The organism is Mariniphaga sediminis (assembly GCF_003573545.1).
In the GTDB taxonomy this organism is placed as follows: Bacteria; Bacteroidota; Bacteroidia; order Bacteroidales; family Prolixibacteraceae; genus Mariniphaga; species Mariniphaga sediminis.
Genome location: NZ_QWET01000012.1, coordinates 84,893 through 96,548, shown reverse-complemented (window position 1 = coordinate 96,548; position 11,656 = coordinate 84,893). Strand labels below are relative to the sequence as shown.

11 protein-coding genes are annotated in these 11,656 nt (G+C 44.1%); 5 read left to right on the top strand and 6 right to left on the bottom strand.

Annotated elements, in window-relative coordinates:
- Positions 1-101 precede the first annotated feature (101 nt).
- The 5 genes from D1164_RS15635 to xylE all read left to right on the top strand — a co-directional run bounded on the left by D1164_RS15635 (position 102) and on the right by xylE (position 5,700).
- Positions 102-686 carry a Crp/Fnr family transcriptional regulator gene (locus D1164_RS15635; protein ID WP_119348407.1) on the top strand — a complete coding sequence of 195 codons (585 nt, stop codon included), beginning with the start codon at positions 102-104 and terminating at the stop codon, positions 684-686.
- A gap of 61 nt (positions 687-747) precedes the next feature.
- Positions 748-1,188 carry a carboxymuconolactone decarboxylase family protein gene (locus D1164_RS15630; protein WP_119348696.1) on the top strand — a complete coding sequence of 147 codons (441 nt, stop codon included), beginning with the start codon at positions 748-750 and terminating at the stop codon, positions 1,186-1,188.
- Positions 1,189-1,429: 241 nt separating this feature from the next.
- Entirely contained in the window at positions 1,430-2,911 is a 1,482-nt protein-coding gene (locus D1164_RS15620) for a xylulokinase (protein WP_119348405.1), read from the top strand.
- 79 nt (positions 2,912-2,990) lie between these two features.
- Positions 2,991-4,316 carry a xylose isomerase gene (gene xylA / locus D1164_RS15615; protein WP_119348404.1) on the top strand — a complete coding sequence of 442 codons (1,326 nt, stop codon included), beginning with the start codon at positions 2,991-2,993 and terminating at the stop codon, positions 4,314-4,316.
- A 4-nt stretch (positions 4,317-4,320) separates the two neighbouring features.
- Positions 4,321-5,700, top strand: a complete 1,380-nt coding sequence (gene xylE, locus D1164_RS15610) for a D-xylose transporter XylE (protein ID WP_119348403.1) — start codon at positions 4,321-4,323, stop codon at positions 5,698-5,700.
- Between the two features lie 86 nt (positions 5,701-5,786).
- Here xylE and D1164_RS15605 read toward each other — a convergent pair whose 3' ends face one another.
- From D1164_RS15605 to D1164_RS15580, 6 genes are all read right to left on the bottom strand, one after another.
- A complete protein-coding gene (locus tag D1164_RS15605) occupies positions 5,787-5,960 on the bottom strand; it encodes a helix-turn-helix domain-containing protein (RefSeq protein ID WP_119348402.1) in 174 nt (57 codons plus the stop codon).
- A 47-nt stretch (positions 5,961-6,007) separates the two neighbouring features.
- On the bottom strand, positions 6,008-6,589 hold the full coding sequence (locus D1164_RS15600; protein WP_119348401.1) for a superoxide dismutase: 582 nt from the start codon (positions 6,587-6,589) through the stop codon (positions 6,008-6,010).
- Positions 6,590-6,645: 56 nt separating this feature from the next.
- The gene (locus D1164_RS15595) at positions 6,646-8,310 is read right to left on the bottom strand and encodes a nucleoside kinase (protein WP_119348400.1); all 1,665 of its coding nucleotides are present in this window, start codon (positions 8,308-8,310) and stop codon (positions 6,646-6,648) included.
- 170 nt (positions 8,311-8,480) lie between these two features.
- The gene (locus D1164_RS15590; protein WP_119348399.1) at positions 8,481-9,476 is read right to left on the bottom strand and encodes an ABC transporter ATP-binding protein; all 996 of its coding nucleotides are present in this window, start codon (positions 9,474-9,476) and stop codon (positions 8,481-8,483) included.
- A complete protein-coding gene (locus tag D1164_RS15585) occupies positions 9,476-10,528 on the bottom strand; it encodes an iron ABC transporter permease (RefSeq protein WP_119348398.1) in 1,053 nt (350 codons plus the stop codon). The genes D1164_RS15590 and D1164_RS15585 overlap by 1 nt, the downstream gene beginning before the upstream one ends.
- Positions 10,525-11,649 (bottom strand): ABC transporter substrate-binding protein, encoded by a 1,125-nt coding sequence (locus tag D1164_RS15580; RefSeq protein WP_119348397.1) that lies wholly within the window; start codon positions 11,647-11,649, stop codon positions 10,525-10,527. The genes D1164_RS15585 and D1164_RS15580 overlap by 4 nt, the downstream gene beginning before the upstream one ends.
- Positions 11,650-11,656: the final 7 nt, after the last annotated feature.

Sequence of the window (11,656 nt, the reverse complement as noted above, 5' to 3'; positions counted from 1 at the left end):
CAGTAAACACGTAGTACCAGTTGTTATTTACATGGGAGCTCTAAGAAATCTGGTATAAAAACAAGAAACTATCCCTGCAATGGATTTTAAGTAAACCGGAGATGATACAAAATTCTGAGATTTTTATTCAGCACCTGAAGAAATATGGGCGTATCGAACCACAGCATATTCCAGGCATTCTTTCCTTTTTTGAAAGGGCCAGTTACCGGAAAAAAGAGAGTCTGATGACTGCAGGACAGGTTTGTCAGGAGCATTTTTTTGTTGAAAGCGGATGCCTTCGTATGTATTTTATTGATGAAAAGGGCATGGAGCATACTACCCAGTTTGCCATTGAAAATTGGTGGATAACCGATCATTTATCTTTTTTGAACCAGTCGCGTACCGGATTTTACATTCAGTCTGTTGAAAAATCAATTGTTCTTTTTCTCAATTATAGCCGGCAAAATGAATTGCTTGACCGGTATCCTGAAATGGAAAAGTATTTTAGGATAATTTACCAAAGGGCATATGCCGCTGCCCAAATGAAGGAAATGTACTTACAAGACTTTTCACGGGAAGAGCTTTTTAATCATTTTTACGATAATTTTCCGGAGTTTGTGCAGCGGGTTCCTCAGTATATGCTCGCTTCCTACCTGGGCATTACTCCCGAGTATTTGAGTGAAATACGGAACAAAAAACGATCTTAAACCAGTTTAATATTTTTTTGAAGCGTGTCTTTAACCTTTGCACAAACATAAAAGCAAAACAATGAAAGCACGAATCAGAATTAAAGAGTTGGAATCTGCTGCCTACGAAGGCTTGTATAAACTGGAAAATTATCTTCAAACTTCCGCATTACTGGGGGAGCACTTTGAGTTAATTAAAATCAGGGCTTCGCAAATCAATGGTTGTGCCTTTTGTATTAACATGCACACGGAAGATGCAAGAAAAAATGGTGAAAGTGAACAGCGCATTTATATGCTCAATGCCTGGCGCGAAACCAAATTATTTACGGAAGAAGAAAAAACAATTTTGGCATTGACAGAAGAAGTTACCTTGATAAGTAATGGGGGCCTTTCAGATGAAACCTACCAGAAAGCAGAAACGCTGTTTGGTCCGAACTACCTGGCTTTGTTAATTATGGCGGTGGTTGCCATCAATGCATGGAACCGGGTAGCAATCAGTACCGGGATGGACTTTGATGGTTAATATTATTTGCTGCTGCGACTTATATGCCTTGTGTTGTGGCAGAAAGGATGAACAGGAATTCAGGTGGTTGTCATTTGACCACATTGCCTGGGAGGGGACGTAATGTGAGCGATTCCCTCTTTCGAAACATGTTCTATAACATTTTTTTGAATTTTGAATCCCCGTATTTTGAAATTACTTTTGGTATCATACCAGAACAGAACAGTTCGATAATTTATGAAGGTATAAACTATTAAACATTATGTATTTACTTGGATTCGATATTGGAAGCTCCTCTGTGAAAGTTTCACTGGTTAACGGGGAAAACGGCGATTGTGTGGCTACCTCCTTTTATCCAAAGACAGAGATGCCGATAACGGCGCATCGGGCAGGCTGGGCTGAGCAGGAACCACAGTTGTGGTGGCAAAATCTGAAATGTGCATTGGCCGAGGTTTTGAAAGAATCGCAGGTCGATCCGGAAGCAATCGGATCTATTGGTATTTCTTACCAAATGCATGGTCTGGTAATGGTGGACAATAAACAAGAGGTCATCCGCCCTTCCATTATATGGTGCGACAGTCGCGCTGCTTCTATCGGAGATCAGGCTTTTGAAGCTTTGGGAGCTGAACGTTGTCTGGCCAACCTGCTGAATTCTCCGGGTAACTTTACAGCATCGAAATTAAAGTGGGTGAAGGACAATGAGCCTGAACTTTTCGGGAAAATATATAAAATAATGTTGCCGGGCGATTACATTGCCATGAAATTAACCGGTGAAATACAAACCACTGTGAGTGGCCTTTCAGAAGGCATAATGTGGAATTTTAAGGAAAACAGCGTGGCCGGAATGTTATTCGAAACCTATGGGTTTCCTTCGGAAATTATTCCGGAAATAGTTCCAACTTTTGCAGTACAGGGGAAACTGGATCGGAAAGTTGCGGCTGAACTGGGACTTTCGCCCGAAACAAAAGTGAGCTACCGCGCCGGAGATCAGCCCAACAATGCACTGTCTCTGAATGTTCTGAATCCGGGTGAAATTGCAGCTACCGCCGGCACTTCGGGCGTGGTTTATGGCGTAAGTGACGAAATCAGGTACGACCCGCAGTCCCGGGTAAACACCTTTACCCACGTAAATCATTCACCCGAAAATCCAAGACTGGGTGTTCTTCTCTGCATTAACGGCACAGGTATTTTAAATGCCTGGATGAAACGGATGACAGGAGAAAACCTGGATTACGAAGAAATGAACCGGTTGGCTGCAACCATACCTGTCGGCTCGAAAGGCCTTACGATTCTGCCTTTTGGCAACGGTGCCGAACGGGTGTTGAACAACCGGAATATCGGGTCGGTTTTTAACGGTATTAATTTTAACATACACCAAAAAGGACATTTGCTGAGGGCTGCCCAGGAGGGAATTGTATTTTCATTTAAATACGGAATGGACATTATGCAAAATACAGGTATCCAGGCATCTGTTATCCGCGCAGGAAAAGCCAATATGTTTCTCAGTCCGGTTTTCCGGGATACACTGGCCGGGATAACCGGAGCCACCATTGAACTATACAATACCGATGGTTCGGTGGGGGCGGCAAGGGGAGCAGGCATTGGCTCCGGCTATTACGCTTCACCAAAAGAAGCCTTTGCGAGTCTGACCAAACTGGAAACAGTGGAGCCTGATGAATCAAAAGCCGAAGAGTACCAGGAAGCATACGAAAACTGGAAACAGGTATTGAAGCAGGTAATTTGATTTTTCCGGCTTGTTCTCCAGTGATCTGAAGTCATTTGTTGAACCGTTTGTGTAAGAATATTCATTAAAATCAGATAAGATGGAAGTATTAAAAGGGAACAAAGAGTATTTTAAAGGCATTGGCCAGATAAAGTATGAAGGCCCGGAATCAAGAAATCCGCTGGCTTTTAGGTGGTACGACGAAAACCGGGTGGTGGCAGGAAAGTCGATGAAGGAGCACCTGCGCTTTGCAGTGGCTTACTGGCATACGTTCTGCGGGACAGGCGAGGATCCCTTCGGTCCCGGTACACAAATTTTTTCGTGGGACGGAGCTTCCGACCCGCTTGATGCAGCCAAAGAACGGATGGATGCCGCATTTGAGTTTATTACAAAAATGAACATCCCGTTTTATTGTTTTCACGATGTGGATATGGTGGGCAACGGAACCGTTTTCGAAATCGAAAAACGGATGGAAAAGATGGTAGAAGTTGCCCGACAAAAACAGGAAGCCTCGGGTGTAAAATTACTTTGGGGTACGGCCAACGTGTTTTCCAATCCACGCTACATGAATGGCGCTGCAACAAATCCCGATTTTAATGTAGTCTCCCATGCTGCTGTTCAGGTTAAGAATGCCATTGATGCCACGGTTGTTTTGGGAGGCTCAAATTATGTTTTTTGGGGTGGCCGAGAAGGCTACATGACCCTGCACAATACAGATACCAGGCGTGAAATGGAACACCTGGGACGATTCCTCGGAATGGCGCGCGATTACGGCCGTAAGCAGGGTTTTAAAGGAACATTCCTTGTGGAGCCCAAGCCGATGGAACCTACCAAACATCAATACGACTACGATGCACAAACTGTAATCGGATTTTTGCGCCACTTCGGACTCGATAAAGATTTCAAAATAAATATTGAAGTGAACCATGCCACACTGGCAGGGCACACATTTGCACACGACCTGCGTATGGCGGCTGATGTTGGGTTACTGGGGTCTATTGATGCCAATAAAGGCGACTATCAGAACGGATGGGATACCGACGAATTTCCAACCAATGTATATGAAGTGACAGAAGCTATGCTGGAAATTATCCAGGCCGGCGGATTTGATACCGGAGGAATCAATTTCGATGCTAAAACACGAAGAAATTCTACTGACCTGGAGGATATTTTTATTGCGCATATTTCGGGTATGGATACTTTTGCGCGGGCGCTGATTATTGCTGACAGAATCCTGAATGAATCCGATTACCTGAAAATGCGGGAAACCCGTTATGCTTCGTTTGATAGCGGACAAGGCGCTGATTTCGAAAAAGGAAAACTTACCCTCGAAGATTTGTACCGAATGGCAGGTAAAGTAGGCGAACCAATGCAGATTAGCGGAAAACAGGAGTTGCTGGAGCAGTTGATAAACTGGTACATCTAATGGTATGAGCCAGAATAAATTGTATGTTGTCGCCCTCACTATTGTAGCTACACTGGGAGGGTTGCTTTTTGGCTACGATACGGCAGTTATTTCAGGTGCGGAAAAGTCAATACAAGCCTACTTGATAGAAAGTCAGGGGCTTAGTACGCTGATTCATGGATTGACTACTTCAAGCGCATTAATTGGTTGTATTATAGGCGGGTTAGCTTCAGGGGTATTCGCATCAAAATTTGGAAGGAAAAGGACCCTTATGTTGGCAGCCATTTTATTTTTTCTTTCGGCGCTGGGGTCTGGGTTCCCTGAGTTTCTGTTTTTTCAGCGGGGCGAACCATCTATCGGGCTATTGCTGGTTTTTAATTTCTACAGAATCATTGGGGGAATGGGAGTTGGACTGGCTTCAGCGGTATGCCCGATGTATATTGGAGAAATTGCCCCGGCCAAAATACGGGGGCAGCTTGTTTCACTGAACCAGTTTGCCATTATTTTTGGAATGCTGGTCGTTTATTTCGTAAACTGGGGCATCGCCAACGGGCAAACACTGGAGTGGATTAATAATATAGGCTGGCGACGCATGTTTCTTTCGGAAACCATTCCGGCCGGCCTGTTTGGAATCCTGCTTTTTTTTGTTCCGGAAACACCAAGATACCTTTCATTATCCAACAGAAATGAGGAGGCTTTAAAAATCCTGACCCGAATCAACGGGCCGAAAATTGCAGGTGATATTCTGGAAGAGATTAAAGGAAGCCTAAAACATCATGCATCCCGTAAGTTATTTTCATTCGGAAGAAAAGTTATCATTATAGGTGTTCTGCTTTCCGTTTTTCAGCAGTTTGTGGGAATAAACGTTGCGTTGTATTATGCGCCGCGAATTTTTGAAAGCATGGGAGCCGCTAAAGATGCTTCTTTGATGCAAACCGTTATCATGGGCATCGTAAATGTGATTTTTACCGTTGTAGCTATTTTTACGGTTGATAAATGGGGGAGAAAACCGCTGCTTATCGTTGGTTCTGCTGGCATGGCGCTGGGGATGTTTGCCATTTCAGCGCTGGCTTTTATGCAGGTTATCGGCATAGGGACATTGGTATTTATCATTATTTATACGGCTTCGTTTATGATGTCGTGGGGGCCGATTACCTGGGTTCTTATTTCCGAAATTTTTCCCAACAAGGTAAGGGGAAAAGCTGTTGCGGTTGCCGTTGCAGCACAATGGGCGGCCAATTATTTTATATCATCTACCTACCCGGCCATGATGGAATTTAGCGGAGGCTTCACTTATGGATTTTACGGATTGATGAGCATTTTATCCCTTCTTTTCGTGTGGAAAATGGTTCCGGAAACCAAGGGAAAAACATTGGAGGAAATGGAACAATTGTGGGAGAAATGATTTCGTTCAAAACGAAACAGGCTAACACTTTTGTAAGTTGAAAAGGCAGTTGGTACATTCATTTACCAACTGCCTTTTTTTGTTTTTTACTTAGGTTGCCAGTAGCACACTTTGGGCGATTCTATTCTTCCTTCTTTTTTAAGGACTTTCATCGCTTTATCCACCTCTTTTTTATCAAGGCCGGCAGCCTCTGCAATCTCACCGGCTTTCATCGGTTTGCCGGTAGCTTTCATGGTTTCAAATACTTTTTCTGTACTCATGTTTTTGATTTTTAGTAACCTGTCTCAATGAGTCTTAAAGTGTATTGCTACTTTGTAAGCCGTTCTGAGATTACTTTCCAGTCGATGATTCTCCAGAAATCTTCAATGTACTTCGGACGGGCATTCTGCTTATCCAGATAATAAGCATGTTCCCACACATCGCAGGTGAGCAGAGGAGTTTTTCCCTCTCGTAAAGGATTTCCGGCATTGCCTGTTTGTACTATTTCAAGCTCTCCCGCTTCATTCTGTACGAGCCAGGCCCATCCCGAACCAAACAGGGTAGCTGCTGCTTTGGAGAATTCTTCCTTAAATGCTTCCACGGTACCCCATTTTGCCTCAAGGGCAGCTTTCATTTCATCTTTCGGCTCATGACATCCAATCGGGTTAAACTGGTAGAAATAAAACGTGTGGTTCCAAACTTGTGCTCCATTATTGAAAATTCCGCCTTCTGCTTTTTGGATGATTTCTTCGAGGGAAGCATTCTCAAATTCAGTTCCGGGAACCAGGTTGTTCAAATTGTTTACATAGGCCTGATGATGCTTGCCATAATGAAAATCAATGGTTTTTTCGCTAATGAAAGGTTCCAGCGAACCTTTCCCGTACGGTAATTTTGGTAATTCAAATGCCATAATATATCAGTTTAAAGGTGAAATATTTTTTGATTTTTGTTTAAAGGTAAAGAAAATTAATACAAAAAGCTACTTCCTCCCAAAAACTCTCTGATGAGAGAAGTTGGGGGTATTTCCTCATCGTCGATGGGTTTGAAAAATGACAGAAATTTCAGTAGCCGCATAGCTTCCATGTATTCCGTTTGGTTTTCAAGTACCAGTTTCAGCAACGGATCTGCATATTTTTTCAGCACGCCAAGTTCATACGGGGTGGCTGAGTTAAACATCACATCGGCATTCTCCTGATAAGGGAAAATATTCCGCTCTTCCCCTTTTCTTACCGAAGGCCAGCGTTTAATGGTTTCGGCAGCCCCGTAACCGCGGTATTTGCTGTCGCGAATTATCCGGCGGATCAGTCGGTTGTCGGAAGTGGAAATGTGGGTATGTTCGTCCATGGAGATCTGGGTAAGCGCTGAAATGAAAATTTTGAAGGTGCTTTTTTCTTCGATCCTGGGAAGCAGTCGTGGGTTCATGCCATGAATTCCCTCAACAATCAGGATGTCACCGGTACGCAATCGCAGATGATCTCCATTCATAAAACGCCGCCCCCTGTGAAAATCAAACTTGGGAAGTTGCACCTCTTTCCCCTTCAGTAAATCAAGAAGCTGTTCGTTAAAGAAATCAATGTCGATGGCATCCAGAGATTCAAAATCAAAATTTCCATGTTCGTCACGAGGGGTATGTTCCCGGTCAACAAAATAATCGTCGAGTGAAACCTGGAAAGGACGAAGTCCGTTCACCGCCAGTTGTACGCCCAGTCGTTTGCTAAAGGTTGTTTTTCCGGAGGCTGACGGACCAGCCACCAACACCATGCGTATATCTCCGTCGCGTTCATGAATTTGGTTGGCAATTTCGGCGATTTTCTTTTCATGCAGCGCTTCGGAAATTTTTATAATGTACCCGCCTTTTTTCTTCAGGGTGAATTCATTGAGGTTTGAAACGGTTGCCACGTCCAAAATTTGCGCCCAGTCTTTGTGTTCCTGGTAAATTTCAAATAGTTTTTTTTGTTCCGGCGCTTCCTGCAACTCGTTAAAATTATCGGGGTTGGGAACCCGCAACAGCAAACCGTCGAAATATTTAACCAGGTCGAAATTGCTGATGTAGCCTGTTGAGGGCAGCAGGTGACCGTAAAAATAATTTCCCAAATCGTTCAGAAAATAAAGACTGGAATATAAATGTCCCTTCTGTTCAAAAAGCTGGGCTTTTTCTTCCAGACCTTCCTTAACCAAATGATCTACCACATCTTCTGTAAGCAGTCCTTTTTTTATGAAAGGAATGTTTTGGGCAATCAGTTCGTGCATCTCGTTTTTTATAGCATGGATATCAGGTTCGGTAATTTCCCTGCCAAAACCGGAGAGTTCGCAAAAATAACCGTTTGATATACCTTTGCGAATGCGCAGCAAAACATGAGGAAATGATTCCTTTACTGCAGCGTACAATACAAAAATCAAACTGCGGATATACATGCGTATCCCGTCGGGGTGCGAAACGTCGAAAAATTCAATGTGCTTTGGTTTTACCAAGCAAAAGGAGAGTTCGCGTACCTGGTTGTTTACTATGGCTCCGCATACAACGTTTTTTAATTGAATGTTCAAATCACGGCTTATGTCCATAAGGGAGGCGCCCATCGGATAGGTGTGTTTTGAGCGTGTGTTGTGGCAATAGATTTCTATTTCTTTCATTGTTGTGATTTCTAAAAAGGTAAAATTACTAAATGTTTGGAATATGCTATGGCTACAAAGAGGAAAGGGAGTAGTACAGGTTCAAAATAATGTGAAAGACACAATCATTGTTGCGGCTATAAAACTTTTTTGTGTTTGGTTCAGGCGTGAAATTTCGGTTAAAATATTTTTTATTCCAAAAAAGCCAGAAGCCGGTAAATACTCTGGAATTCTATTGTTGTATTGCCGGATTCCAGTTGCCAGCAGTTTTCTTTTACCACTACCCGGAAATCGGGTTCAGCCTGCATTACAATCTGGTATCCTTTCCGGTTGAGGGCGCGCAGGGTCCAGATGAGCGGCAGTCCTTCGCCCTCTACTCTTACTTTGGCCCTAAATTCTTTTTTAAAGAAAAACTCGCCTTCTTTCTCATCAAAGCCAATGTTTTCATTTTTGAAAAGATGGTTGAGCCATCCTTTCAGTGCAGCATCTTCGGGCGCCCCCTGGTAATTCCCGGATTCAGTAACAATCCAAAGCTTATCTACTTCGCGCAGGGCAATATTCAGGTCGTGCGTGGAGAGCACAACTGTTTTTCCTTTTTCGCCTGCCAGCAGCTGGAGCAGATGGAAAATTTCGTACTTGTTGCTTACATCAAGATAAGCAGTTGGTTCATCCAGTATAATCACCGGCGTATCCTGCGCCAGCGCCCGGGCAATCATGGCCCGCTGCCTTTCACCGTCGCTGATTTGCATAACCGACCGGTGTTCAAATCCACAAAGTCCCACCTTCTCAATAGCTTCTTCAACAATGGATGTGTCCTCCTCCGAAAGCATCCCGATCCAGTTGGTATAAGGGAAACGTCCAAAAGCCACCAAATCGAAAACCGAAAGATTGGGCACACGGATATTTTCGGTAGAAACAAAACTTATGGTTTGGGCTGTTTCTTTAGGACCAAGCGCTTTTAGTCCTTTGTCTCCGATTCGGATACCTCCGGCAAACCAGGGCTGAAAACCGGCCAGGGTGCGCAGCAGGGTACTTTTGCCAATTCCGTTACTGCCGATTAACGCTACCATTTCTCCGGGGGCTGCCGTCAGGTTTACATTTTTCAGTATCTCCAGCGGGGCTTCTCCGGGCTGCTTGTAACCTACTGAAAGCTGTTTCAGTTCAATATTAATCTTCTCTTTTTTCATTAAACTGAAACAAATTTTCTGTTTTTAACGATCATCCAAACAATAATGGGAATGCCAATAAGGGCTGTCACCGAATTGACAGGCAGCGTGGTTTGCATACCCGGAAGCTGCGAAACAATGTCGCTGAAAAGCATTACAGTACTTCCTGTTAAAATGACGGCCGGGACAAGCACCAGGTGGTTGGCTGTTTTAAAAATAACACGGCAAATGTGTGGAACCGCAATCCCGATAAAACCGATAGGGCCGCAGAAAGCCGTGATGGTTCCGGCCAGTAAGCTGGTGCTCAGGAAAATAATAATGCGGCTGGTTTTAATGGAAACCCCCAACGAACGCGCATAATCTTCTCCCAAAAGGAATGCATTTAAATCTTTGATTTTCATAAATGCCAAAAGAATACCGGCGCCAATGGCCGGCGCCAATACCATGAGTTGCGATTTGGTAACGCTTCCAAGGCTTCCCATTGTCCAGATAATGAATGCCTTTAGCATAGACTCATTGCTAAAATATTGTAAAATACTGACAATGGCAGCTACTGCGCTCGAAAACAGGATGCCAAGGATAAGTAGCGTCATAATATCGTTTACCCGGGCGGAAACATACAGCACCAGCAACATTACCAGAAACGAACCAGCCCAGGCAACGAGGGCCAGCGACCATGCCCCGGTAGAAGAGAAGATGCCCCATGCCATTACCGATGAGAATGCCAGAACAAATAAGGCAACACCCAGGCTGGCCCCGGCGCTAATCCCCAGTACATAAGGCCCGGCAAGTGGGTTGCGAAAGACAGTCTGCATTTGCAGGCCGCTCAGCGATAGCGCGGCGCCGGTAAGTACGGCCGTCAGTGCTTTGGGCAACCGGAAGTCGAGAATAATCGTGCGGAACGTTTCCCCGGAATCAGCCGGAGAAGTAAAAAGAGCCAGGAGTACCTGCTTTACCGGGATGATGATGGAACCCAGCAATAAATCGGCAATGAAAAACAACACAAATAGAATGGCGAGTATAAAAAACATCAGCCCCAATGGTTGTTTTTTATGTTGGGTTAAAGGTTTCATTCAATTTCCTGATAATATGTCGTTTCTTTTTCCGTCAAATCCGGATGAAAAATAGTAATTAAATCGCGCAACACGATGTGGGGATTTATCGTGCCGCTTTCCCAGAAGTCATTTCCGCCATGATTACTAAGCCGCTTGATATTGTTGTATATTTTGCCTTCATTAAACACGCTGAAACTTTTGAATCGCTGATCCACTGACAGGATCTCTTCTTTGGAAGCCAGGTTGCTCATGTTAATCCAAACATCAGCCTCATTGCCCCAGGCCAGGGCATTTTCAAATGAAATGACATAACTTTCATGCGAAGGGTTTTCCTTTCCGAGATAAAGACCCCCGGCATCGGCAATCAAATTGGCCAGGTAATTATTTCCCCCTGGCACCCACCAGGTATCGCGATACGGCGACCCTACCAGTACTTTGGGTTTGTCTGTTTTCCCGGCGGCCAGCTTCTTCAGGCGATTGTATTCTTCTGCTACCTGACGAAAATATTCTTCCGCTTCTTTTTCTTTTTGAAAAAGTGTTCCTATAAACTTTATCCACTCTGCTTTTCCAAGCGGCGTTTCTTCCAGGTATTCCGCTACCATAATTACAGGAACTCCCAATTCTTCCAGCTTTTGGGTGTGGCTTGTTACTTCACTTCCAATCCCGTAAACCATTATCAGTTCGGGCTTCTGGTTTAGAATCAGCTCGTAGTTGAGATTCTGGCCATACCCCACATCCGGAACCTCGCCCTGATCCATCCGGGCCCTTATTTTTTGGTTTGAAACATATTGCCGTCCTGAAATGCCTGAAACCGCCATGGTTTCGTTAAGCGCTTCCAAAAATGCCAGGTGAGTGGTAGAAAGACAAATAACACGTTCTACCGGGGTTTTAATGACTCTTCTCCCTGTGAGAGAATCAGGTATTGTTGCCGTTTTTTTTACTAAAAAATATTCGAATGAAACATTTTCTGCCTTTTCCCATGGATTAAAAACAGTAAGCCGGGTCAGTTCTCCGGACTTTTCTATCTGAAAACCATGTGCATTTTGATTGGAACTGACTCTTCTATCCGGTTTTTTTTCCGGATTTGCGCAGCCTGTGAAAATGTAGAGCGATAGAATAAAAAATATCAAGCGGTTCATATCTGTT

Bases quoted from the DNA above. Each gene is read 5' to 3' on its own strand.
- D1164_RS15635 (WP_119348407.1), top strand. From the start codon at position 102: ATGATACAAAATTCTGAGATTTTTATTCAGCACCTGAAGAAATATGGG.
- D1164_RS15630 (WP_119348696.1), top strand. From the start codon at position 748: ATGAAAGCACGAATCAGAATTAAAGAGTTGGAATCTGCTGCCTACGAA.
- D1164_RS15620 (WP_119348405.1), top strand. From the start codon at position 1,430: ATGTATTTACTTGGATTCGATATTGGAAGCTCCTCTGTGAAAGTTTCA.
- xylA (WP_119348404.1), top strand. From the start codon at position 2,991: ATGGAAGTATTAAAAGGGAACAAAGAGTATTTTAAAGGCATTGGCCAG.
- xylE (WP_119348403.1), top strand. From the start codon at position 4,321: ATGAGCCAGAATAAATTGTATGTTGTCGCCCTCACTATTGTAGCTACA.
- D1164_RS15605 (WP_119348402.1), bottom strand. From the start codon at position 5,960: ATGAGTACAGAAAAAGTATTTGAAACCATGAAAGCTACCGGCAAACCG.
- D1164_RS15600 (WP_119348401.1), bottom strand. From the start codon at position 6,589: ATGGCATTTGAATTACCAAAATTACCGTACGGGAAAGGTTCGCTGGAA.
- D1164_RS15595 (WP_119348400.1), bottom strand. From the start codon at position 8,310: ATGAAAGAAATAGAAATCTATTGCCACAACACACGCTCAAAACACACC.
- D1164_RS15590 (WP_119348399.1), bottom strand. From the start codon at position 9,476: ATGAAAAAAGAGAAGATTAATATTGAACTGAAACAGCTTTCAGTAGGT.
- D1164_RS15585 (WP_119348398.1), bottom strand. From the start codon at position 10,528: ATGAAACCTTTAACCCAACATAAAAAACAACCATTGGGGCTGATGTTT.
- D1164_RS15580 (WP_119348397.1), bottom strand. From the start codon at position 11,649: ATGAACCGCTTGATATTTTTTATTCTATCGCTCTACATTTTCACAGGC.